Below are 23,822 nucleotides of genomic sequence, written 5' to 3'. Positions count from 1 at the left end.
TTGCCAGGCTAGCCGGGAGCCCAGCTCCCACCACCGCACACGATAGATGGAAAAACCGCAGAAAGTCCTCATCCTCGGTTCCGGCGCCCTCAAAATCGGGGAGGCCGGTGAGTTCGATTACTCCGGTTCGCAGGCCCTCAAGGCGCTGAAAGAGGAAGGCATCCGCACCATCCTCATCAACCCCAACATTGCCACCGTGCAGACGTCGGACGACATTGCCGACGATGTGTACTTCCTGCCCGTGACGCCCTACTTCGTGGAGCAGGTCATCAAGAAGGAGCAGCCCGACGGCATTCTGGTGGCCTTTGGTGGCCAGACGGCCCTGAACTGCGCCGTGGCCCTGTACCGCGCCGGCGTGTTCGAGAAGTACAACGTGCGCGTGCTCGGCACGCCCGTGCAGAGCATCATCGACACCGAGGACCGCGACATCTTCAAGGAAAAGCTCGACCAGATCGGCGTGCTCACGGCCCGTAGCGAAGCCGTGACGACGATGGAGGACGCCTTGGCCGCGGCGGAGCGGATTGGTTTCCCCATCATCGTGCGCGCCGCCTTTGCGCTGGGCGGCCTGGGCAGCGGCTTCGCCAACAACATGGAGGAGCTGCGCACCCTGGCCCAGAAATCCTTCTCGACCTCCGACCAGATTCTGGTGGAAGAGTCCTTGAAAGGCTGGAAAGAGGTGGAGTACGAGGTGGTGCGCGACCAGTTCGACAACTGCATCACCGTCTGCAACATGGAGAACTTCGACCCCATCGGTATTCACACCGGGGAGAGCATCGTGGTGGCCCCGTCGCAGACCCTGAGCAACCGTGAGTACCACAAGCTGCGCTCAATCGGCATCAAGACCATCCGCCACCTGGGCATCGTGGGCGAGTGCAACATTCAGTACGCCCTCGACCCGCACTCCGAAGAGTACCGCGTGATTGAGGTGAATGCCCGCTTGTCGCGCTCCTCGGCCCTGGCTTCCAAGGCCACCGGCTACCCGCTGGCTTTCGTGGCCGCCAAGCTCAGCCTGGGCTACTCGCTGGCCGAGCTGAAAAACAGCGTGACGCAGACCACCTCGGCCTTTTTCGAGCCGGCCCTGGACTACGTGGTGTGCAAGCTGCCGCGCTGGGACTTGGGCAAGTTTGCGGGCGTCAACCGGCAGATCGGCTCGGCCATGAAGAGCGTGGGCGAGGTGATGAGCATCGGCAAATCGTTCGAGGAGGCCATTCAGAAGGGCCTGCGCATGCTGGATACCGGCAAGCGCGGCTTCGTGGGCAACGCGCCCGAGCAGCTCGATAACCAGACCATCGACCAGCTGCTGAGCGAGCCGAACGAGGAGCGCATCTTCGCCATCAACGAGGCTTTCGAGGCCGGCTACACCCTGGACAAGGTGCACGAGCTGACGCGCATCGACCACTGGTTTTTGCAGCGCCTCTACCACATCTTCCAGCTGGGCCAGCAGCTGCGCGAGAAGCGCGGTAATGGCGTGGAAGCCCTCGATACCGAGCTGCTGCGCGAGGCAAAGAAGGCCGGTTTCTCCGACCAGCAGATTGCCGTGCAGCTGCTGGGCGCGGGCGATGTGAAAGCCGATGAGCTGCGCGTGCGCGCCCAGCGCAAGGCCCTGGGCGTGCTGCCCGTCATCAAGCAGATCGACACATTGGCGGCCGAATTCCCGGCCCAGACCAACTACCTCTACACCACCTACCACGGCACCGAAAACGACCTGGCGCCGGAAACCGAGAAGTCGGTGGTGGTGCTGGGCTCGGGCGTGTACCGCATCGGCTCGTCGGTGGAGTTTGACTGGTGCGGCGTGAATGCGGCCCAGACGGTGAACGAGGAGGGCTACAAGTCCATCATCATCAACTACAACCCCGAAACCGTCTCAACCGACTACGACGTGTCGGACCGCCTGTACTTCGAGGAATTGAGCTACGAGCGGGTGATGGACATCCTGGACTTCGAGGCGCCGCAGGGCGTGATTCTGAGCACCGGCGGGCAGATTCCCAACAACCTGGCCACCCGCCTGGAAGAGGCCGGCGCGCCCATTCTGGGCACGGCCGCCGCCCGCATCGACGAGGCCGAAAACCGCCACAAGTTCAGCAGCATCATGGACGAGCTGGGCATTGCCCAGCCGCGCTGGAGCGAGCTGACCACGATGGAGGCTATCTACGACTTCGTGAAGCAGGTGAACTTCCCGGTGCTCATCCGCCCGAGCTACGTGCTGTCGGGTGCGGCCATGAACGTGGTGTCGAACCCGCAGGAGCTGGAGGAATACCTGAAGCTGGCCGCCGCCGTCAGCGCCGAGTACCCGGTGGTGGTGTCCGAGTTCATCCAGGAAGCCAAGGAAATCGAGCTCGACGCCGTGGCCGACCGGGGCGAAATCGTGTCGTACGCCATTTCGGAGCACGTAGAGTTTGCCGGTGTGCACTCGGGTGATGCGACGATGTACTACCCGCCGCAGAAGGTGTACGTGGGCACGGTGCGCAAGCTCAAGGTCATTGCCGAGAAGATTGCCCGGCGCTTCGAAATCAGCGGGCCGTTCAACATCCAGTTCCTGGAGAAAAACGGCGAAATCCGCGTCATCGAGTGCAACCTGCGCGCCTCACGTAGCTTCCCGTTCGTGAGCAAAGTATCGGGCCACAACCTGATCAAGAAGGCCACCCGGGTGCTGCTGGGCCTCCCCGTGGAGCGCGACGCGAGTGAGCTGGTGTACGATTTGCCCTTCGTGGGCGTGAAAGCCTCGCAGTTCTCCTTTACCCGCCTGCAGGGCGCCGACCCGGTGCTGCGCGTCGACATGACGAGCACCGGCGAAGTGGGCTGCCTGGGCGACACGGCCGAGGAAGCCCTGCTGAAGTCGCTGCTGTCGGTGGGCTACCGCATTCCCGAAAAGACGGTGCTGATTTCCAGCGGCCCCATCACTTCCAAGGTGGCGCTGCTGGAAGCCGCGCAGCAGCTGGTCAGCTCCGGCTACACCATCTACGCCACCCAGGGCACGCACCGCTTCTTCGCCGAAAACGGCGTGCCCAGTGGGTTGGTCTACTGGCCCGACGAGGCCCAGGAGCCCAACGCCCTGACTTACCTGCGCGAGCGGAAAATCGACCTGGTCATCAACATCCCGAAGAACCTGACCAAGGGCGAGCTGGACAACGACTACAACATCCGCCGCACCGCCGTCGACTTCAACATCCCGCTCATCACCAACGCCCGCTTGGCCAAAGCCTTCATCCACGCCTTCTGCACTCTGAAGCTGGAAGATTTGAGCATCAAGAGCTGGAAGGAGTTCAAGGCCGACGCCGCGCCGGTGCTGGCCTAGGTGCTACAAGTCCGGCTACAATGGTTTTCGGCCTCGGGGGAAGTTCCAGCGCCTGGCTGCAATGGTTTTTGCCCGCTGGAGAAGTTCCAGAGCTCGAAAATCATTGTAGGAGGAGGCTGGAGAAGTTCCAGAGGCCGGCTACAATGGTTTTCATTCACCGGGGAAGTTCCAGAGCTCGGAAACCATTGTAGCTGACCTCGGGGGGCTTCCCCGGCCCCGGAAACCGTTGCGCCGATGGGATGAAGAACGTCCTGCTGAGCGCAGCCGAAGCATCTCGCGTGCTTTGTCGCCCGGCATCAATGCTGTAGCAATGAAACCAGAACGTCATGCTGAGCTTGTCGAAGCATCTCTACCGCTTCGTTGAATATGCTTACTCTTGAGGTATGGACAACAGGCACTCAAATAAGCCGCTAGGAAAGCACGACAAGTGGGAGCGTATTCGGAAACGCTTAACTGAGTTCCCTCCGCATTTTCATACTGATAAGACTATTGAAATGCTGGAACTCTGCCGCGCATCGGAAAGCCTGCGGCAGCTTTTGCCTTGCATTAGTCTGGGCCGACTGTGTTTAGAGCGTTATGATGCATATGAACACGGAAAAGCCGACGATTTCTTGTGTTTATACTTTTACGACAGCCGCTACGTCATTTCCACCTATGACAACACTGGTAAATGGTTTTTCGAGACGCCAGAAGCGGCAGTCTGTTTCGTGATTGATAATCTGGACGACCAGTACCCTTTTCAGAGTAAACAGGTCTAATAACTCCCAAAACCCTTGCACTTCCGATCGACTAATCGGTCAGCAATGATGCTCCAGCAAACTCAGCATGAAGGCCTTGCTTTGGCCTTTACACAGTCTGACCAATATTTGTATGAAACTGCTCATTTGGCCCTTATTAACTACAATAATTCTGCTGACTGAACCAACTGTTCAGGTTTATAAAGGGGGCCGCTGGGGCTATTCCGGAATCACACTCATACTTAACCCTGATTCGACCTTTGCCTACTCTTCCTGGTATCATCACAGCAAGGGAGTGTCGAAGGATAAGGGAACTTGGCAGCGAAGAGGTAATTACTTGGTGTTGAATTCACGACGAAAAAAGAAAGGGTTCTTTCATAAAGAGTTTTTCAGAATGACAGGCGATACGCTTAAGCTCTATTCAAAGGAAGATTCTATCAAGGACTACGACTTCTACAGACGTTACTATACTCTTCGCCTACAACGTCCTTCAAAGTAGCCTTTTCCAACTTTTGTAACGGAACGCGAAGCGAAACTTCGCGCTACACCCCCATGAAAAAATTCACCTCGTTCGCCGACGTACCGGATTACAAAGCCCTGCTGCAACAGGCGCTGGAGATTAAGCAGAACCCCTTCGGCTACCAGCACCTGGGCCGCAACAAGACCGCCGGGCTGATTTTTTGCCAAGGCCCACTCAAGTAAAAGCGCGCAGGTTCTGGTGCAATATTTCCACGCTTTGGGTGAGTTCGTGTGGGGCCAGTGCGGCAAATCCCAGGCGTAGATGCGAACGGCGCGTTTCGGTTGGCATTTGGTAGCGGCGCCCATCGCTAATGCCCAAGCCCGCCCGGTGGCAGGCCGCTGATAAACGGGGTAAGTCTACTGCCGGGGCGAAGCGGCCCCAGACGGCCAGGCCACCAGCGGGTTCCTGAAAGGTAAACCACTCGGCCAGGTGGGTGCGCAGCAGCTGGCAAAACACGTCTCGGCGTTGTTGGTAGGCCTGGCGGGCGCGCTTAAAATGCGCGCGCATGTCGCCTTCCGCAAACAGTTCGGCCAGGCACTGCTCCAGGATGTTGTCGCCCTGGTGGTCGATCAGGAAGCGCAAGTGCCCCAGCTGGGCGACAAACTCGGGCGGGCCCACGAGGTAGCCGACCCGAAACGCTGGGCTGAGCGCCTTGCTGAGCGAGCCGACGTAGAGCACCCGGCCGCTGCGGTCGGCGCTGGCCAGGGGCAGAATGGGGCGGTTGGCGTAGTGAAAATCAAAGTCGTAGTCGTCTTCGAGCACCACGAAATGGTACTGTTCGGCCAGCTGCAGTAACCGCACGCGGCGCTCGGCCGCGAGCGTGACCGTGGTGGGGTAGTGGTGGTGCGGGGTGACGTACACCAAGCGCACCGGCTGGCGGCGGCAAACGGCTTCGATATCGTCCACGCACAAGCCCTGCTCATCGACCGGTACCCGCTGCACGTCGGCCCCGAGGTGCGCAAACAACTGGTCGGCCTCGGGGTAGCTGCGGGTGCCCACTAGGGCTACGTTGCCCGGTTGCAGCAGCAGCCGGGCGGCCAGATACATGGCCATAATGCTGCCGCGGGTGACGAACAGCTGTTCGGGGTGGGCGCTGATGCCCCGGCTTTCGTGCAGGTAACGCGCTAGTTGCTGACGCAGGGCCGGGTTGCCGTTGGGCGGGGTGTAGCCAAACAAATGCCGGTTGGAAGCGCGCCGGCACGTTGCCCGGTATTTGCGGGCCAGCGCCGTCAGCGGCGCCAGACGCGGGTCCGGAGAGCCGCTGTCCAACACCAACGGAGCCAGGGCACGCGGGGGCGCCACCGGTTGAAGCCGGGCGAAGTCAAACCCCGCCCGGGCTGCGCCGGCCGGGGCGGCGGGCAAGGTCTGCGGCTGGAGTTCGGGAATGCGGGCGCTGACGAAGGCCCCCCGGGCGGGCACTTGTTCAATCCAACCTTGCAGGGCCAGTTCTTCGAAGGCAGCCACCACCGTTTGGCGGTGCACGCCCAGCAGCGCCGCCAGTGTCCGGGTACCGGGTAATTGAGCATTGGCAGGCAGCTGGCCCTGCTGGATGAGGTGCACGAACGCCGCCATGATCTGCTGGCTCAGCGCGACGGGCGAGGCGCGCGTTAACGAGATAAGCGTTTGGTAGGGAAGCATAAGACGAGGAACCTAATGCGGCCAGCAGCTGGACTAGTCAGAATCTACCAACCGGACCAGCGGGTCCGGCGGGTAGGCCAATAGTTTTGGGCATTCCCCGGCGAAGCAGCGTCAGCGGGCGGAGTAACCTGCTCCGTTAAAGCTGTGCTAGCGGGCTCACTGCCCAGTGGTTGTTCGGCTCGACAAAGTAAGCCGTTGCCGAGCTAGTGCCGACGCCGCGGGTGCCGAACGGGGTAGCTTCTTCACCTTTTTTACCCGCTGCGCTTACGCTATGTCTACTGCGCCCTCCCACCCACTGCTGCCCTCGACCACGGCTTTGGTGCTGATTGATTTTCAACGGGGTTTTGATGACCTCGCTTATTGGGGCGGGGAACGAAATAACCCCGCCGCCGAAGCCAACGCCGCCCGCCTGCTGGCCTACTGGCGTCAGCACCAGGCACCCGTTTTCCACGTGCAGCACTGCTCCACAAATCCCGTCTCGCGCTTGGCACCGGGCCAGCCGGGGCACGCCTTCAAGCCCGAGGTGCTGCCGCAAAGAGGTGAAAAAGTTATTCCCAAACAGGTCAACAGCGCGTTTATTGGCACCGACTTGCACGAGCAGCTGGCCACGCTGGGGGTGACGACGCTGTTCATCGCCGGGCTGACCACCGACCACTGTGTTTCCACCACGGTGCGCATGGCCGGCAACTTGGGTTTCGATACTTGGCTGGTGGCGGATGCCTGCGCCACCTTTAACAAGGCAGGCATCAACGGGGAGCAATTCGGCGCTGAGCTCTTGCACCAGACGGCACTGGCCAGCCTCCACGGCGAATTTGCGACGGTTGTGTCGGCGACCCAGGCATTGGCCCAGTTCAACGTGCCCGCTTATTCAGGGCTGCGGGAAAATCAATAGCGGGCAAGCAGCCTGCTGTTAACGCTGTGGAAAGTAGGGGGTGGGAAGGCAATTGGGCAGGACATATGCGGGCTGCGAACGTAGCAGGTTGAGGGGTCGGTTGGCTGGCGCGTTTTCCTCCGGAAACCCGCAGAGGGCTTACTTTCGCACACGCGAAGCGTTTCGCCTCCCCACTCATTGTCCGCTTGCCCGATGGAGCAAGCTATTGGGCAGCACGCTGAACGGGCAGACTCCCCTGTTTGCAGTGGAGATAGGTCTGACGTTCTATAATCCCGTAGAACCCACCCCATGAAAAAATTCACCTCGTTTGCCGACGTACCGGATTACAAAGCCCTGCTCCGTCAGGCACTGGAGATTAAGCAGAACCCCTTCGGCTACCAGCACCTGGGCCGCAACAAGACCGTCGGGCTGATTTTCTTCAACCCCAGCCTGCGCACCCGCCTCAGCTCCATTAAAGCAGCCTACAACCTGGGCGCGCAAGCCTGGGTGCTCAATGCCGGCGCCGACTCCTGGACCCTGGAAATGGCCGACGGTGCGGTGATGAACGGTGGCACGCAGGAGCACATCAAGGAAGCCATTGCCGTGATGAGTCAGTACTGCGACGTGCTGGGCGTGCGCACCTTCCCCGGCCTCAAGGACCGCGACGAGGATTACCACGAGGTAGTGTTCAACAAGATTCTGCAGCACGCCACCGTGCCCGTCATCAGCCTGGAAAGCGCCACTCTGCACCCGCTGCAAAGCTTCGCCGACCTCATCACCGTGGCCGAGACCAAGAAAACCGAGCGCGTGAAAGTGGTCCTGACCTGGGCCCCGCACGTGCGCGCCCTGCCCCAGTGCGTGCCCAATTCCTTCGCCGACTGGTTCTCCGAAGTCGACTGGGTGGACTTTGTCATCACCCACCCCGAGGGCTACGAGCTGGCCCCACAGTTCACCAAGGGTGCCCGCATCGAATACGACCAGCAGAAGGCCCTGGAAGGCGCCGACTACGTGTACGCCAAGAATTGGAGCAGCTACCAGAACTACGGGCAGGTCATCACCCAGGACCCGAGCTGGATGGTCGACGCCCGCCACATGGCCCTCACCAACGACGCCAAGTTCATCCACTGCCTGCCCGTGCGCCGCAACGTGGAAGTCGCCGACGCGGTGCTCGACTCGCCCAACTCCCTGGTGGTGCAGGAAGCCGGCAATCGCGTGTTCTCCATGCAAACCGTGCTGCACGAGATGCTGCGGTAGCCCAAGCAGCGACACTGGTAGCCAGGGATATGCTGTCGGCATAAATCACGGCGGCCTCACCTGGTTTCAACTCCATTTAGACACTACAAGGCAGACCGCGCTAGTAGTGAGGAGCCGGGAGGATTGGTGCCCCTGGGGGAGTTAAAAAAGGATTTATACATTGATTAGGAGTACACGAAACAGCGGCTACCTTGTGCAGGCATTCCTTTTTCCCATGAGCATGTTGGTTGTTAACTCCGCATTGAGGTCTTTACTGACCTGGGCAATACTCTTAGTTGCCGGACTATTGCCGACTGCTGTCCAAGCCCAGGCACCTGCCTGGGCCTGGGCCCTCGACTTTCCCAATGCTTCTATAAGTAATGTTGTGCCCGATAGGCAGGGGAATATATATATACTGGGCAGCTTCACCGGAACGGTGGTGGCCGGTAATACCACGCTCACAAGTAGTCTGTTTTACCCGGATGTATTTGTTGCCAAGATGGATGCGACAGGCAACTTTCTGTGGGCTACCCGCACCGGCGGTATGAGCCGAGATTATCCCGGCGGGCTAGGGGTCGACGCAAGCGGTAATCCGGTGGTGGGAATGTTCTTTATGGACCAGGTAACGTTCGGCAGCACCACGCTCACGGCCTCCATTCATCCGTTGTTTGGAGCCTTTGCCGTCGGCAAACTCAACTCCGCGGACGGCACCTGGCGCTGGGCTACGCGGTTTAACTACGGCTTCTGGCCCAACCCTAAAATGGGCGTAACAGCCGCACCAAATGGCGACGTACTGATTACCGGTTATCTCCCAACCTCCAATACGCAGACGACTGCGTATTTTGGCACTATCTCATTTCCCTCAATGGGCGGGGGCGACGGCTACATAACCCGCCTCGATGGCAATTCCGGGGCCTTCCAATGGGCCGTGGCCGCCGGCGGTAGTGGCATTGATGCCGGCACCGCCGTAGCCTGTGACGCCAACGGCAACGCCTATGTGACCGGCAGGTTCAGTGGAACGGGTACTTTCGGTTCCTATACGCTCACCTCCGCTGGTGAGAGCGATGTGTACGTAGCTAAGCTCTCCCCCACAGGGCAGTGGCTGTGGGCCGTACGAGGCGGCGGCACCAGCGACGACTTCGGCCAAGGTCTGGCGTTAGACGGCAGTGGCAACACCTACGTGACCGGTAGCTTTCGTAATGTAGCCACCTTCGGCAGCCACAGTGTAGGACAGGGTACCGGGGCCAATAACTTCCTGTTCGTGGCTAAGTTTGATGACAGTGGGCAGTGTCAATGGGTAGCCAACGCAGGCGGAGGCAGTTCGTCCGGCCGCAACGTGGTGCTCGACGCAACCGGGCAGGTATATGTAGCTGGCAATGGCAACTCGGCCTCAATGACCCTTGGCGCGGCCCCCATCAGCGGCAATGGCGATACTTATGTGGCAAGACTCAATCCAGCAGGTAGCTGGCAGTGGGCCGTGTTCGGGGGTGGCCAGAACGGCACCCAGGACGTTGGCCTTGCCCAAGACGCGACTGGCAGCGCCTATGTCACTGGTAATTTCGTTACCACCGCCACGTTTGGCTCGACGACTTTAACACAGACCTCCCCGTACGGGGCTTATGTGGCCAAGCTAAGCAACCAGGTGCTGGCCGCCCGGGCCAATGCGCATGCAAGTGAGGTAATGGCTTGGCCCCAACCCGCCCGTGCTGGCCAAATGCTGAACCTGCCGGTTTCCGGCTCCGCCGCACTGACCCTTTATGACGCTCAAGGCCGCCAGGTATTTACGACGTTCGTGCCAGTTGGAGCAGCGCAGGTGTTGCTGCCTGCTACGCTGACTTCCGGACTCTATCAACTGCGGCTACAGGATAAGATGGGCCGTCGGCAGGGCCGGCTTTTGCTGGAGTAGAGGCTTAAATTACCCTCGAAATACCACCAGGAAGGGAGCCACGCCCTGCCGGACTTGCCCAACTCCCTGTGGTGCAGGAAGCCGACAGCCATGTGTTTTCTATACAAACCGTGCCGCACGAGATGCTGCGGTAGCCCCGACTGACACCTGCTTCAGGATGACAGGCAAGTTCCTGGGGGCGACGAACTTACTGATCAGCCGGCGGCGCGCAGCTCGGAATCGGGCGCCACGTCCAGCCGGAGAATCTTCTCCTTGTAGTCGTCGGGCAGCAGGCTCGCCCGCGCCCATTTGCTAAACGGCAGGTGCTGGGTGTAGCGGTACAGCAGCAGCGCGGGCCGCAGCCAGGGAATGCGCCCAAATCCCAGCAGCTGACTTACCGGCGCCGGCACCACTACGCGCTGGGCCTGCAGCAGCAGCGGGTAGCGAACGGGGCCCAGGTGGCGAGCGTACTGGCGATAGAGGTCGGCGGTGAAGCGGCTGTGTTCGAGGTGTTCGGCCAGGTGCTGCCGGCGCGCCTGCCGCCATGCCGCGAGCGAAACCGGCAGGCCCGGAATGCCCATGCGCTGGCCTACCTGCGTGAATACCTCGAATACCTCCGCCTGCTCGGCCTCATTCAGCGGCCGCTCCAGCGTCTCAAAGGCGCGGATGGAGTAGTCGATAAGCATGAACAGCACGTCGCGGTAGGCCCAGTTGGGAATGGCCAGGCCGCGCTTGGCTTCCACGGCCGCGTGAATGGCCGTGATGCTGTCGATGGCTCGCTCGGCCGCCGCCTGCTTGGCAAACACAATCTGCCGGGCGTATTCCACGGTTGAAAACAGGCGGCCCAGCGGGTCGGCGGGCAGGCGGCCGGTGAAGTACAGCCAGTCGACGGCCTTGTTGAGGGCAAACTCGGCCGCGGCGCCCGCGAAAATGAACAACACCGTATCGGCCTTGCCCCAAATGGTGCGCACTACTGAGTGCGGGTGCACGAAATACTCCTGGTGCTGCGCCATAAATGAGCGGAATTCAGAATGGAAGTAACCCAACGGCTTAAGCAAGAGAAGCAGCCCACTGGGAATGCAAATATACAGAGAGCTTTGTGATGCAAAGTAAAAATGATTCGATAGTTATATGGATAAGTAGCCCGCTGGTTGGCAGAAGCCCGCCACAAAAAAGCGGCAGCACCGCCGGGGTGCTGCCGCTTTCTCAAATCCGATTAACCAAGCCGGCTTAGTTGGCGGCTTGGGCGCTGGTACCGGGGTTCTTCACGTACTTGTCGAGCCAGGTGTTCATTTCCCAGAGCATGTGCATGATATTTTCGCGGGCGGCGTAGCCGTGCGACTCGGCCGGCAGCACCACGTAGCGCACGGTGGCGCCGTGGCCTTTCAGGGCGCTGTAGAACCGCTCACTCTGCATCGGGAAGGTGCCCGAGTTGTTGTCCAGCTCGCCGTGAATCAGCAGAATCGGCGTCTTGATCTTGTCGGCGTAGTTGAAGGGCGACATGGCGTTGTACACCTGCGGCGCTTCCCAGAAGGTGCGCTCTTCGCCCTGAAAGCCGAAGGGCGTGAGGGTACGGTTGTAGGCACCGCTGCGGGCAATACCGGCCTTGAATAGGTTGGAGTGGGCCAGCAGGTTGGCCGTCATAAAGGCGCCGTAGGAGTGGCCCATCACGCCCACGCGGTTGGGGTCGACCACGCCCAGGCGCTTGCCCTCATCGATGGCCGCTTTGGCACCGCTAACCAATTGCTCGATGTAGGTATCGTTGGGCTGCTTGTCGCCCTCACCCACAATCGGAATGCTGGCGGCTTGTAGTACGGCGTACCCTTGCGTCACCCAGAAAATGGGCGAGCCGTAGCCCACGCGGGTAAAGGCGTAGGGCGAACCCGACACCTGGCCGGCATTGGCTTTGTCCTTGAACTCGACGGGGTAGGCCTCCATCAGCGCCGGCAGCGGAGCGTCGACGCCGGGCTTGTAGCCGGCGGGCAGGTACAGGTTGGCAGTCAGCTCCACACCGTCGGCGCGCTTGTAGCGCAGCACCTGCTTCTTGGGCGCCCCGGCCGCACCGTAGGGATTGGCAAACTTGGTGAGGGCCGTGAGCTTACCCGAGCGGGCGTCGCGCAGGAAGTAATTCGGAGCCTGGTCTACCGACTCGCGGCGCGTCAGCAGGCGGCGCTTCTCGGTGTCGATGATGGCCAGGGGCACCTCGTAGAAAGGGGCTTCCGAGCGCCACCAGCGGGTAGCGGCCTTGGTTTTCACGTCCAGCTCGTCCACGAACGGCCGGTCGCCCTCGGGTGAGGCACCGGCGCCGAGCAGGTAAATGCTCTGGCTTTTAACGTCGGTGGCCAGCACGTACTGGCCCTGGGCGTTGCGCTTGGTGTAGGGCGTGCCCGGGTTACGGTAGCGGTCCTGCGACGAGCGGTCGAACAGCACGGCCAGGGAGGGCAGCGCGCCGGGGCTCACGGTGTAGGTGATTTCCTTGCGGTCGGCCCAGCGGTAGGTGTCGATCAGCGCCAGGTTGTTGTTGCCCCAGGTGATGCCGGCGTAACGCAGCGGCAGGGCTGCCAGCTCCTCGGCCTTGCCCGAGAAGGGCGCGGGCAGGGTAAACACCTTGTCGCGGATGGCAGCCTCGGTTTTGGGGTTGCCACCGTCCTGGGCCTCGGCCCAATACAGGGTGGCGGGGGCATCGGCGCGCCAGTCGTGTTCGCGCTGGCCGGTGGGGGCCGCGTCGAAGTTGGTGGGCACGTTGTCGGCCAGGGGCAGGTCGGCGACGGCTTTCACCGGGTCGCCGGTTACCAGGTCAATCACGTCCACTTTCAGCGGGAAGCTGCTCACCGGCAGGTTGTAGGAGAAGGGGCGGTGGCGGGTTTTTACCAGCACGTACTTGCCGTTGGGCGAGGGCTCGGCCGACTGAATGATGGCCGGCTGGCCCAGGGGCTGGAGCTTGCCGCCCACGGTCACCTTCACCAGCTGGGAGGTGGCGTAGTGCTCGAACAGCTGCTCGTCGGCCGGGCTTTTCAGCAAGTCCTGGTAGGTACGGGCGCCGGCTTTCTTGCCGATGTTTTCCTGTACCGCCGGGCCCTTGGGAGCCACGTTGGCGCCGGGCGCCGCGCCCCGGCCCGCCACTATGCCGCGGGCAATGATGGTTTCGTTGTCGGACACCCACTCGTAGGCCTTGCCGAACACGCCGTTCAGGGTAATGCCGGCAATGCGGCGGGCCTGTACCGTGTTCAGATCGACCACCCACAGCTCGATGCGGCCGTCGGCGGCGGGCGTGGTGAGGGTGAAGGCTACTTTGGAGTTATCGGGCGACCAGCTTACGTCGCTGATGCGCGCCTGCTGGGGCATGCCCAGCACGGCCAGATCCTTGCCGTCGTCCACGCGGCGCAGCATCATGCCGGTGGCGTAGCTCACGCGGCTGGGGCCGTTGGTGCGCGGGTTGATGCGCAGGCCGGCCAGGCGCACTTCGGGCTGCGAGAGGTCGGCCACCGAGGGCATGTCCTGCATCACCAGCATCACCATCCACTTGCCGTCCGACGACAGGGTCACGCGGGGCGTTTGGGGGGCGTCTACCCAGTCGGCAATGGCTTTGGGGGGCGTCTGGTACGGGAAATCCTGCGCCACAGCGGCCCAGCTGCCCAGCCACAGCATTCCGAGGAGTACGTGTTTTTTCATGGAAAAGGAGGAAATCTTCCTAAAGGGCACTAATTCAACCTCTAAGGTACGATGCCGGCCGCAGCCAGCCATACGCCCGCTAACCCTCGGGTGCAATTTATGGTTCGCGCGCCGGCGCAGTGGTTTGCGGTGGTGGGGCAAAAAAATGGCACCTACATGCGGCTGTGCGGGCTCTCAGCGGCCTTGCCGCCCCGGCGGCGCGTGAACCGGGGCAGGCCAGCCCGGCAGCAAAAAAAGTGGCTGACCCCGGAAAAAAAACAAGCGGCCCGCCGGGGAGGCGGGCCGCTTGGGGGCATTACGCGCGGGCCGAAGGTTAGCGGCGGCGCGGAGCCGGCTTCTTAGCCGGGGCTTTCTTGGCCGGAGCCTTCTTCACCGGGGTAGCCTTCTTGAGGGTTTCCGGGTCGGGCATGGGGGGCTCGGGGCCGTACTTCACCTCGGCCGAGTTCGGGTCGCCGGTCAGGAACAGGTCGAACTCCACGCGGCGGTTTAGGGCGCGGCCGGCTTCGGTGGCGTTGTCGGCAATGGGCTTCAGCTCGCCGTAGCCACGGGCCTCGATGCGGGCATCGGGCACGCCCTTGCTCAGCATGTAGGTGCGGGCCGAAGCGGCGCGGTCGTGGGAGAGCTGCAGGTTGTACGGGTCGGAGCCCTTGCTGTCGGTGTGGCCGGCAATGCTCAGGGTGTAGTCCGGGTACTCGTTCATGATCTGCACCAGCACTTCCAGGGTGGGGAAGGAGATGGGCTTGAGCACGGCCTTGTCGAACTCAAACTGGATGTACTTGGTGGCTTCCTGCAGGCGCTTCTTGGTTTCAGCCTTGATTTCGGGGCAGCCGCGGTTCGAGGCCGGACCGGGGGTGTTGGGGCAGCGGTCCTGGTAGTCGGGCACGCCGTCACCGTCGGTATCCACGGGGCAGCCGCTGGCGTCTACTTTCACGCCGGCCGGGGTGTCGGGGCACTTGTCGTCCTGGTCGCGCACGCCGTCGTTATCGGCGTCGGGGCAGCCCTGCAGCTCGCGCTTGCCGGGGGTATCGGGGCACTGGTCTTCCGAGTCGCGCACGCCGTCGTTGTCGCGGTCGGGGCAGCCTTCCAGCTCGGGCTTACCGGGCTCGGTGGGGCATTTGTCCTGGTAGTCGGGTACGCCGTCCTTGTCGCCGTCGAGCGGGCAGCCGTTGGCATCCACGGCCACGCCGGCGGGGGTGCCGGGGCACTTATCCTTGCGGTCGGGCACCTTGTCGCCGTCCTCGTCCTTGGTTTGGCCCAGGGCAAAGGTCAGGCCGGCCGAGTGCTGCAGGAACCGGTCGTCCCAGCTGTTGTCGTCGCGGTTGGTGATGTTGTCGAAGTTGGCGCCCACGGGCCAGTGCTGGCCGGTTTGCACGAACAGGCCCACGCCGTCGGTGAGGCGGAACTTGAGGCCGGCCGCGCCGTGCACGTCGAAGTAAGTGGTGCTGCGGTCAAACGCCTGGGCGCGGCCGTTCTGGTTCACGGTGCCATCGGTGCTCACCACCGCCATGCCGGGGGCAATGAGCAGGTAGGGCTGCACAAAGAAGGTTTCCTTGATGGGCAGCTTGAGCTTGATGCCGAAGTTGGCCGAGGCCACGTTGGCCGAGAAGTTCGACCCAAAGTAAGGCGCGCCCTGGGCCGCGTCGAACTGCATGTCGCCGTAGTTCAGGTCCACGCCCAGGTCGAGGCCCTTGGTGATGTAGCGGTACACCGAGAGGCCGGCGCCGAACTCGAAGTTGTCGCCGGCCTTCCAGTACTGCGAGCCAAGGTTGCCCTTGTACTGCAGGGTGCTGCCGTAGAGGTTGATGCCCGTTTTCTTATCGGCCGTTTGGGCGTGCCCGGCCTGGGGCGCCGCCGAGAGCAGTGCCCACCCAAGCAACGCGGCATTGGGCAAGTGAAGAAGTTTTTTCATATCCGGAGTGGGTTTAGAAAGAGTCGCGGCCAACTCTTTATTGGAATAGGCCTATATACCCCTGCCAGCCGGAAAGGTTGTTGTCGGGCCGATAACGCCCGGCGGCTCAGCCGCAAAACTTGCCCCGGGACCCACCACGTTTCCCGCCAGGCGCTTGGCTCAGCGCGGCAGCTGCCAGCCCACGCCCTCGGGCAGTACCAGAAAGGCGCTGTCGGGCAATTGCTGCCGGCGCAGGGCCGCGCGCAGGTCGCGCACCGGCTCGTCGCGGCCGTCGTCGGCCATCTGGAAGGTGCCGAAGTGGGTGGCCACTCCGCGGCGGGCGCCCAGGTCGCGCAGGGCCTGCACGGCTTCGGCGGGGCTCACGTGAATGGGCTGCATAAACCACTGCGGGCGGTAGGCCCCGATGGGCAGAATGGCCAGCTCCAGGGGCCCCGCCCGCCGGCCGATTTCCCCGAAAAACGGCCCGTAGCCGGTGTCGCCGGCGTAGTACACGCGCCCGGCCGAGGTGTGCAGCACGTAGCCGGCCCACAGCGTCGCGTCCCGGTCGCGCAGGCCGCGGCCGCTGAAGTGCTGGGCCGGCACGCACTGCACCTGCACGCCGGGGCGCAGGGCTTGCTGCTGCCACCAGTCCATATCCACCCCGCCGCCGATACCCTCTTTCTCCAGCAGCGCCCGCACGCCCAGGCCGGCAAATACCCGGGGCCGGTCGCGGGCGAAGAGGCGCTGCAGAGTGGGCAGGTCGAGGTGGTCGTAGTGGTTGTGGCTGATGAGCACCGCGTCGATGGGCGGCAGGTCGTCGAAGTGCAGGCCGGGCGGGCGCAGGCGTCGGGGCCCGATCCACTGGAAGGGACTGCACCGCTCGCTCCAGATGGGGTCGGTGAGCACGTTCAGCGAGTCGAACTGCAGCAGGAAGGTGCCGTGGTTGACGAAGGTGACGCGCAGCTGCCCGCGACCCACCCGCGCCGGGGGCTTGGGACCGTAGGGCAGGTTGGGCTGCTCGGGAAAGGGGCCCTTGTCGCGGTGCAGCATCCAGCGCAGCAGCGGCCCCAGCCCGTCCTGGGCCCGCACCTCGCCCTGGTTCACGAACTGCTTGCCGTTGAAGTGCGCCGACTGGGGGCCCTGGTAGCGGGGCGCCGACAGCGAGCAGCCCACCATCAGCCCGCCCGCGGCCAGCACCAGCAGCCCGCCCAGCATCCAGAACAGCAAACGACGGCGGGGCTTGGGCATGGCAGCGGCGGGTGAGGAGAGTGGGTGAGACATGAGAAGCAGCACCGTTGCATACTACCCGCCGTCCGCCGAAAAGTTGGCGGTGGCGGCGGGCATCAGACTTACAGCCCCGGCTACGCCTGCCGCCGCAGCTACCTCCGCAACCCCCAACACATCCTCCGGAGCGCGAAAAAATGCTCGCGCTGAGGTTCCTACCGCAGTTGGCAACGCTCCTGCCACTCGCGCAGGCGTTCCTACTGCTCGCGCTAACCTTCCTAACCCTCGCGAAGTGGTTCCTACCTCTCGCGTCATCGTTCCTACCCTTCGCGCCCGGGCTCCTGACGCCCGCGCCGGCTTGTCGGAGGGGCACCACCCCGTGCCGCAGCCCGGGCACGAAAAAGCCCCGCCGGGGTGCGGCGGGGCTTGCAGTAGCGTAGTGGCCCATCAGGCCAGCACGGTGTCGATGGGCAGCGCGGGCCCGAGGGTTTTGTGGATGGGGCACTGGCCGGCAATGCGCAGCAGGCGTTGGCGCTGCTCCGCGCTCAGCGCCCCGCGCAAATGCAGGGTGCAGCTCAGGCGCGTCACTACGTGCTTGTCGTCGTGCTCCACCTGCACCACGGCCTCTACGCCCTGCAGTGGCCACTGCTTGCGGTCGGCATACATGCGTAGGGTAATGCAGGTGCAGGCGCTGAGGGCGGCAGCCAGCAGCTCGCCCGGGGTGGGGCCCAGGTTCTGGCCGCCGTCGGCCAGGGGCTCGTCGGCCAGCAGCTCGTGGCCGCTGTCGGTGGCCAGGGTGGTGCGGTAGTGGTCGGGGCCGATGCGGCCGGAAACGCTGGACATGGGCTTAGTGGTTGATGGGGGCTTCGATAACCAGGAACCGGCTGTTGGTGCGGCAGAGCAGGGACACCGCGTCGGTATCCCACAGGCCGATGCTGTCGCGCGCGGCCAGCTCCTGCCCGGCCACGGTGAGGGCGCCATCGATGACGAACACGAACACCAGCTTGTTGGTTGGGTTCAGCGAGTAGTTCAGCCCCTGGCCCGCGTCGAAGGCGCCCAGCAAGAGGCGGGCGTTCTGGTTGATCCAGCAGTGGGCCTGGCCCTCCTCGTTGCTGACCACGGTGGTGAGCTGGTTGCGCCGCTGGGCTTCGGGGAAGTGGCGGCGCTGGTAGCGCGGACCGATGTTCTGCAGCTTGGGCTCAATCCAGATCTGCAGGAAGTTCACCTCGTCGTCGCCCACGTTGTGCTCCTGGTGGCGCAGCCCCGTGCCGGCGCTCATAATCTGCACCCAGTCGCGGTGCACCACCTCCTCGTAGCCCAGGGTGTCCTTGTGGCTCATGCTACCGGCCAGCATGATGGAAATAATTTCCATGTTCTGGTGCGGGTGAATGCCGAAGCCGCCGCCGGCCTGCACAAAGTCGTCGTTGAACACGCGCAGCAGCCCGAAGCCGTTGCGCTCGGGGTTGGCGTAGGAGCTGAAGCTGAAGCTGAAGTTGCTTTGCAGCCAGCCAATGTCCTTGCGGCCGCGCTCGGCGGCCCGGGTGATGCGGTGCTTCATCGAAAGGAGCGGAAAAGGTTACTGGGGAAGCTGGCCGGGGAAGGCAAAGGCCGCCACGGGCTTGCGGCTGCGCGGGGCCTGCTCGCGCGAGCGGAAGGGCTCGTCCAGCTCGTCGGCCGCGCCGCGGTAGCCCAGGGCCAGAAATGCCACCGGGTCGAGGGTATCGGGCAGGTTGAGCGCCTCGCGGGTCTTGGCGTAGTCGAAGCCGCCCATGACGTGGCCGCTCAGGCCCAGGGCAGTGGCTTCGAGCATGAGGGTGGCGTTGGCGGCGCCCACGTCGTGCATGGCCGTGCGGTTGAGCTGGCCGTTGTCGTAGTGGGTTTTCATCAGGGCCACCATCAGCACCGGGGCGTGGCGGGCCCAGGGCTGGTTGCCGGGCAGTAGGCAGTCGAGCAGGCGCTGGTAGGCCGCGGTGTCGGAGCGGTGGGCGTACACGTAGCGCCAGGGCTGCTCGTTCATGGCGCTGAAGGCCCAGGAGGCGGCTTCAAACACCTGTTCGAGGGTTTCCTGGGCCACGGGCTGCTGGGTAAAGGCGCGCGGACTCCAGCGGCTGCGAATGAGCTCGTGCACGGGGCGCTGGGTGGGGGCTTGCTTGGTTTCGAGAACTTCCATGAGGCGAGTAACGGTGGAGCCCGGGGGCGGGCCTAGGGGGTGTACGGAGAATAAAGCGGGTTATACGGTCATTGGTACTTCCATCAGCAGCACCTCGGCGGGGCCGTCGGCGCGCAGCTCGAGGCGGTCGGTGTCCCAGATGCCCAGGCCGTCGCGGCGGTGCAGGGCCTGGCCGTCTACGGTCACGTCGCCTTCCAGCACAAACACGTACACGCCGTTGCCGGGTTTTTTCAGCTCGTAGGTGGTGCTAAAGCCCGCGTCGAGCTGGCCCAGGTGAAACCAGGCGTCCTGGTGAATCCATACGCCCGCGTCGTCGGGCGAGGGCGAAAGCACCTGCTGCAGCTGGTTGTGGCGGTCTTCGACTTGGAAGCTCTGCTGGTCGTAGCGCGGCGGCACGCCCCGCCGGTTGGGAAACACCCAGATCTGCAGAAAGCGCACCTCCTGGTCGGCGTGGTGGTTTTTTTCGCTGTGGGCTACGCCCGTGCCGGCGCTCATCACCTGCACGTCGCCGCGCCGGATGATGCCGCGGTTGCCCATGGAATCCTGGTGCTCGAGGGCCCCGGCCAGCGGAATGCTGATGATTTCCATGTTGTCGTGGGGGTGGGTGCCAAAGCCCCGGCCGCCGGCCACGGTGTCGTCGTTGAGCACGCGCAGCACGCCAAAATGCACCCGGGCGGGGTCGTGGTAGCCGGCAAAGCTGAAGGTGTGGTAGGAGTTGAGCCAACCGTGGTTGGCGTGGCCGCGGGTGTTGGCGCGGTGCAGGATGGTCTGGGCCATGAGAAGAAGGTTCAGGGTTGAGCGGATGCTGGCCGCGGGCCGGAGCAGGCCCCGGTGGCTGGCGCAGCAAATATATGTACATACATCAAATGTATCTACATGGTTTCCAAAAAATCGTTATTCCCCTATGCTCGCCCCGCCCCGCGCCACCCGAAAGGCAAGGCAGCGGTAGCCGCCGCCGGGGCAGCGGCCCAACAAAATGGCGCCGGCCGGGTTGAAAGCCCCGAGTCGGCAACCCCGGCCCGGTGCTGCGCCCGCGGCGGGCTGCCCCCGGAATTCCCTAACCCCATTTCCATGAAAATCGAGAAAGTCTTCACCGCCCAGGCCAAAGCCAAAGGCGGCCGCAACGGCCAGATTACCTCCAACGACCAGGTGCTGGACCTGGCCCTGAGCACGCCCCGCGAGATGGGCGGCCCGGGCAAGGCCGGCGCTACCAACCCCGAGCAGCTGTTTGCCGCAGCCTACGCCTCCTGCTTCGAGGGCGCGCTGGGCGTAGCGGCCCGGCAGGCCAGCGTGAAGCTGGACGGCGTGACGGTGGAGGCCCTCATCGGCTTTGGCAAGGCCGAGGACGGCGGCTACGGCATTTCGGCCGACCTGCACGTGAACATTCCCGGCGTGGAGCAGGCCCAGGCCGAAGACCTGGTAGCGGCGGCCCACCAGATTTGCCCCTACTCGCGCGCCACCCGTGGCAACATCGAGGTGAACCTGAACACCACCACGAACGCCAACTAAGTTCCGCGGCGCGTTATGCGTATGAACCGCGGCGGTCGGACCCAAACCGGCCGCCGCGGTTGCTTTTTCCGCTCATTCTACCCGCTTTCTGTCATGACCAACCAAACCATCGTGCTGGCCAGCCGCCCCCAGGGGCTGCCCACGGCCGCGCAGTTTCGCTTTGAAGCCGACGAGGTGCCCGCGCCCCAGTCCGGCCAGCTGCTGCTCAAAACTCTCTACGTTTCCGTCGACCCCTACATGCGCGGGCGCATGAACGAGGGCAAGTCGTACGTGCCGCCCTTCGCGGTGGGCGAGCCGCTCAACGGCGGCATCGTGGCCGAGGTGGTAGCCAGCCAGCATGAGCAGTTTCCGGTGGGCACGGTGGTAGTGGGCAACCTGCCTTGGCGCTTATACAACGCATCGGACGGGCGCGGCCTGCAGGCGGTGCCCGCCGATGCCGCGCCGCTGAGCTACTTCCTGGGTTTGCTGGGCATGCCCGGCCTCACGGCCTACTTTGGCCTGCTCGACATCTGCCGCCCGCAGCCCGGCGAAACCGTAGTGGTATCGGGCGCCGCCGGGGCAGTGGGTACGGTGGTGGGCCAGCTGGCCCGGCTGCACGGCGCCCGCGTGGTGGGCACAGCCGGCTCCGACGAGAAAGTGCGCTACCTGAAGGAGCAGCTGGGCTTCGACGAGGCCATCAACTACAAAACCGCGCCCAGCCTGCGGCAAGCCCTGGCCGCCGCCTGTCCCGCGGGCGTCGACTGCTACTTCGACAACGTGGGCGGCCCGATTTCCGACGCGGTGTACAGCCTGCTCAACAAGCACGCCCGCATTGCCCTCTGCGGGCAGATTTCCAGCTACAACGCCACCGAAACGCCCGTGGGCCCGCGCCCCGAGGTGAAGCTGCTGCAAAGCAGCGCGCTCATGAAGGGCTTTATCGTGAGCGACTACGCCGCGCGCAACGCCGAGGGCATTCAGGCGCTGCTGACCTGGTACCGGGAGGGCAAGCTGCAGTTTGAGGAAACCATCGTCGACGGCTTCGAGCAGATTCCGGCGGCGTTTCTGGGTTTGTTCCGCGGCGAGAATACCGGCAAGCAGCTGGTGCGCGTGGCCGAGTACTCGGGCGGGAAACAGCCGTAGGCGGCAGGCCCTGTGCAAAGCAGTCGGGCCGGACCGCCCCCGCGACCAGGCCGGGCCTTTTCGGTTCGAGCCGCCCTACTGCTTCCACACGCGGCGCGAACCCAGCAAGCGGCCGTCGGCGGCGCGGAGCTGCAGCACGTACGCGCCGGTAGCCAGGCCGCGGAGCGGCAGGCGCAAGTGCGGCGCATCGGCCGGGTGCGGCAGCCGCGCCCGGCCCAGCAGGTCGACCAGGCTTAGGGAGCTGCCCGGGGGCACGTTGCCGGGCAGCTTTACCCACAGCTCGTCGGTGGCGGGCGTGGGGTAGACCTCAAAATCTACCCTCGGGCCAGGATTGGCGCTGGCGGTTACGCCGCAGTTGAGCACGGCGCTCAGGTACTGCCACAGCTCGGCATCGAAGGAGGAAGCCGCCAGCCGGGGCGTGCCAGCCGACTGCCCCTGGCGCACCACCACCAGGCCCAGGCTGGGCACCACGTAGATTTTCTGGTCGTTTTTGCCCAAGGCGGCAATCATATCGGCGGGGGCGGTGGGCACCAGCGGGCCGGTGAGCGGCAGCGGCACCCCGGGCAGCATGTAGGAGGGCTGGCCATTGAGCCACCACAAATAGCCGTAGCTGCGGTTGAAGCTCTGGGCGGGCGTGGTCATGCGGCGGAAGTAGGCCGAGTCGCGCAGCACGGCGGTAGCGCCCCACTGGCCGCGGGCCAGCATCAGCAGCCCGAAGCGGGCCATATCGCGGGCGCGGCTGTAGTACACGCCGCCAACCCAGGCCCCGCCCAGGCCGATGCGGCTGCCCAGGCGCTGGTTGGTGTAGGCGTTGATGCCCTGGCCGCTGGCGGCGCTCAGTACCTCGTGCAGGCGGCGGTAGGCGCCGGTGTGGTAGGCCCAGCGCGTGCCCGCGTCGACGCGGTAAATCAGGCAGCCGGGCGCAGTCGATTCGTTGTCGCAGGGCGGGGGCGGGGTGTCGTCGAGGCCCGAGGTCATCGAGAGTAGGTGGCGCACGCGAATCCGGTCTTCCCGGGCCGGCGCGGTGGCCGTCCAGCCCCGGCCCAGCCAGCGCGTTACCGAGTCCTCGGGGCTCAGCAGGCCGTCCTGCTGCGCCGTGCCCACCAGGGCGGCCGTGAGCGACTTGCCCGCCGAGGCCCAGTACCAGAGCGAGTCGCGGGTGAACGTGCCGTAGTACTGCTCCACCACCAGGCGGCCGTCCTTGAGGATGATAAACGACTTGGTGTGCTTGCGGCCCAGAAAGTTGAGCAGCGAGTCGAGCCGCGGCTGGCACCAGCCCAGGCTCTGGGGCGAAGTGCCGGCCCAGGTGCCGCCCGTCAGGGGCGGAAAGTACAGCGCGGAACTCTGGGCGCGGGCGCTCAGGGCGGCCGTCAGCAGCAGGATGAGTAGCAGGTGTTTCATGGCGGGTAGGGGCTGGAGGCTTGGACGCGGGCGGCACCGCCGCGTTTAACCCGGCGCGAAAATTAGCGCGCTTCGATGTTTGGCCGGCGGCCCCGTGCCGGGTTAAACGGCTGCGTTATCTGCTCCGGGGCAACTCCCGGCGGGGTTTGGGGTTTTCAGCGCCCGGCTGCCGCGTGCTCCGGGCGGCCGCCGTATCTTTGCCCCACGATGACGAAGCGCCTGGTCATAGCCTTGTTGAGCCTGCAGCTGTTTGCCGTGAGTTTGGTGCCGGCCGGCAATGCGCTGGAGCTGCTCAAGCTGCCGCAGCTGGTGGAGCACTACCGGCAAGAGCACGCCGGCAGCCCCATCACGCGCTTCCTCTACGACCACTACGCCGGCCTGCACAACCAGCAGCGCCACTCCGACCACCACTCGCTGCCCCTGCACTGCTGCCTGCACCAGGCCACCGCCCTGGCATTGCCGCCGGTGCTGCGTCTGGCTTTGCCGCCGCAGCCGCCCGAGTTTACCGCCGAGCAGCAGTACGGCGGCGAGTACGTGGCTTCCACGCCGCGCGGCGTGCCCAGCACCTGCTTCCAGCCCCCGCGCCCCCTGGCTGCCTCCGTGGCAAGCCGGGCGTAGACCAGCGGCCCGGGTTGGGTGAAAAAGGGCGGGCCCGCGTGG

At 64.1% G+C, this 23,822-nt stretch carries 20 protein-coding genes; 10 read left to right on the top strand and 10 right to left on the bottom strand.

Annotated features, from left to right (window positions below):
* Positions 1-46: 46 nt before the first annotated feature.
* From carB to ACE191_RS10970, 4 genes are all read left to right on the top strand, one after another.
* Positions 47-3,295: a carbamoyl-phosphate synthase (glutamine-hydrolyzing) large subunit gene (gene carB, locus ACE191_RS10985; protein WP_400192250.1), complete on the top strand. Its 3,249-nt coding sequence runs from the start codon at positions 47-49 to the stop codon at positions 3,293-3,295.
* Positions 3,296-3,678: 383 nt separating this feature from the next.
* Positions 3,679-4,053 carry a hypothetical protein gene (locus tag ACE191_RS10980; RefSeq protein ID WP_400192249.1) on the top strand — a complete coding sequence of 125 codons (375 nt, stop codon included), beginning with the start codon at positions 3,679-3,681 and terminating at the stop codon, positions 4,051-4,053.
* A gap of 112 nt (positions 4,054-4,165) precedes the next feature.
* The gene (locus ACE191_RS10975) at positions 4,166-4,531 is read left to right on the top strand and encodes a copper resistance protein NlpE N-terminal domain-containing protein (protein ID WP_400192248.1); all 366 of its coding nucleotides are present in this window, start codon (positions 4,166-4,168) and stop codon (positions 4,529-4,531) included.
* A gap of 53 nt (positions 4,532-4,584) precedes the next feature.
* Positions 4,585-4,734 (top strand): hypothetical protein, encoded by a 150-nt coding sequence (locus ACE191_RS10970; RefSeq protein ID WP_400192247.1) that lies wholly within the window; start codon positions 4,585-4,587, stop codon positions 4,732-4,734.
* Here the strand turns inward: ACE191_RS10970 and ACE191_RS10965 are convergent.
* Positions 4,727-6,190 carry a PLP-dependent aminotransferase family protein gene (locus ACE191_RS10965; RefSeq protein ID WP_400192246.1) on the bottom strand — a complete coding sequence of 488 codons (1,464 nt, stop codon included), beginning with the start codon at positions 6,188-6,190 and terminating at the stop codon, positions 4,727-4,729. The two genes, ACE191_RS10970 and ACE191_RS10965, sit on opposite strands and share 8 nt — an antisense overlap.
* Before the next feature lie 271 nt (positions 6,191-6,461).
* On the opposite strand from ACE191_RS10965, the gene ACE191_RS10960 reads away from it, so the two are divergent.
* The 3 genes from ACE191_RS10960 to ACE191_RS10950 all read left to right on the top strand — a co-directional run bounded on the left by ACE191_RS10960 (position 6,462) and on the right by ACE191_RS10950 (position 10,200).
* On the top strand, positions 6,462-7,082 hold the full coding sequence (locus tag ACE191_RS10960) for a cysteine hydrolase family protein (RefSeq protein ID WP_400192245.1): 621 nt from the start codon (positions 6,462-6,464) through the stop codon (positions 7,080-7,082).
* Between the two features lie 288 nt (positions 7,083-7,370).
* A complete protein-coding gene (locus ACE191_RS10955; RefSeq protein WP_400192244.1) occupies positions 7,371-8,315 on the top strand; it encodes an N-acetylornithine carbamoyltransferase in 945 nt (314 codons plus the stop codon).
* A gap of 214 nt (positions 8,316-8,529) precedes the next feature.
* Complete coding sequence (locus ACE191_RS10950; protein WP_400192243.1) at positions 8,530-10,200, top strand: SBBP repeat-containing protein; 1,671 nt, start codon at positions 8,530-8,532, stop codon at positions 10,198-10,200.
* 194 nt (positions 10,201-10,394) lie between these two features.
* On the opposite strand, the gene ACE191_RS10945 is transcribed toward ACE191_RS10950, so the two are convergent.
* The 8 genes from ACE191_RS10945 to ACE191_RS10910 form a co-directional block, all read right to left on the bottom strand.
* Entirely contained in the window at positions 10,395-11,192 is a 798-nt protein-coding gene (locus ACE191_RS10945; RefSeq protein WP_400192242.1) for an oxygenase MpaB family protein, read from the bottom strand.
* A 217-nt stretch (positions 11,193-11,409) separates the two neighbouring features.
* Complete coding sequence (locus tag ACE191_RS10940) at positions 11,410-13,851, bottom strand: prolyl oligopeptidase family serine peptidase (RefSeq protein WP_400192241.1); 2,442 nt, start codon at positions 13,849-13,851, stop codon at positions 11,410-11,412.
* A gap of 313 nt (positions 13,852-14,164) precedes the next feature.
* A complete protein-coding gene (locus ACE191_RS10935; protein ID WP_400192240.1) occupies positions 14,165-15,760 on the bottom strand; it encodes an OmpA family protein in 1,596 nt (531 codons plus the stop codon).
* A 159-nt stretch (positions 15,761-15,919) separates the two neighbouring features.
* Positions 15,920-16,987 carry an MBL fold metallo-hydrolase gene (locus ACE191_RS10930; protein ID WP_400192239.1) on the bottom strand — a complete coding sequence of 356 codons (1,068 nt, stop codon included), beginning with the start codon at positions 16,985-16,987 and terminating at the stop codon, positions 15,920-15,922.
* A gap of 423 nt (positions 16,988-17,410) precedes the next feature.
* Complete coding sequence (locus tag ACE191_RS10925) at positions 17,411-17,806, bottom strand: OsmC family protein (RefSeq protein WP_400192238.1); 396 nt, start codon at positions 17,804-17,806, stop codon at positions 17,411-17,413.
* A 4-nt stretch (positions 17,807-17,810) separates the two neighbouring features.
* Positions 17,811-18,521, bottom strand: a complete 711-nt coding sequence (locus ACE191_RS10920; protein ID WP_400192237.1) for a pirin family protein — start codon at positions 18,519-18,521, stop codon at positions 17,811-17,813.
* A gap of 18 nt (positions 18,522-18,539) precedes the next feature.
* Entirely contained in the window at positions 18,540-19,133 is a 594-nt protein-coding gene (locus ACE191_RS10915) for a nitroreductase family protein (RefSeq protein WP_400192236.1), read from the bottom strand.
* A 60-nt stretch (positions 19,134-19,193) separates the two neighbouring features.
* Positions 19,194-19,910: a pirin family protein gene (locus ACE191_RS10910; protein WP_400192235.1), complete on the bottom strand. Its 717-nt coding sequence runs from the start codon at positions 19,908-19,910 to the stop codon at positions 19,194-19,196.
* A gap of 294 nt (positions 19,911-20,204) precedes the next feature.
* Between ACE191_RS10910 and ACE191_RS10905 the strand changes: the two genes are divergently transcribed.
* Complete coding sequence (locus tag ACE191_RS10905; RefSeq protein WP_400192234.1) at positions 20,205-20,642, top strand: organic hydroperoxide resistance protein; 438 nt, start codon at positions 20,205-20,207, stop codon at positions 20,640-20,642.
* Between the two features lie 93 nt (positions 20,643-20,735).
* Positions 20,736-21,761 (top strand): NADP-dependent oxidoreductase, encoded by a 1,026-nt coding sequence (locus ACE191_RS10900; protein ID WP_400192233.1) that lies wholly within the window; start codon positions 20,736-20,738, stop codon positions 21,759-21,761.
* Between the two features lie 75 nt (positions 21,762-21,836).
* On the opposite strand, the gene ACE191_RS10895 is transcribed toward ACE191_RS10900, so the two are convergent.
* Positions 21,837-23,162, bottom strand: coding sequence for a serine hydrolase domain-containing protein (locus ACE191_RS10895; RefSeq protein ID WP_400192232.1), 1,326 nt, complete (start codon positions 23,160-23,162; stop codon positions 21,837-21,839).
* A gap of 207 nt (positions 23,163-23,369) precedes the next feature.
* On the opposite strand from ACE191_RS10895, the gene ACE191_RS10890 reads away from it, so the two are divergent.
* Positions 23,370-23,780 carry a hypothetical protein gene (locus ACE191_RS10890; protein WP_400192231.1) on the top strand — a complete coding sequence of 137 codons (411 nt, stop codon included), beginning with the start codon at positions 23,370-23,372 and terminating at the stop codon, positions 23,778-23,780.
* Positions 23,781-23,822 lie beyond the last annotated feature (42 nt).

The organism is Hymenobacter sp. B81 (assembly GCF_044628455.1).
Classification (GTDB): domain Bacteria; phylum Bacteroidota; class Bacteroidia; order Cytophagales; family Hymenobacteraceae; genus Solirubrum.
This window is presented reverse-complemented; position numbering and strand designations above follow the sequence as displayed.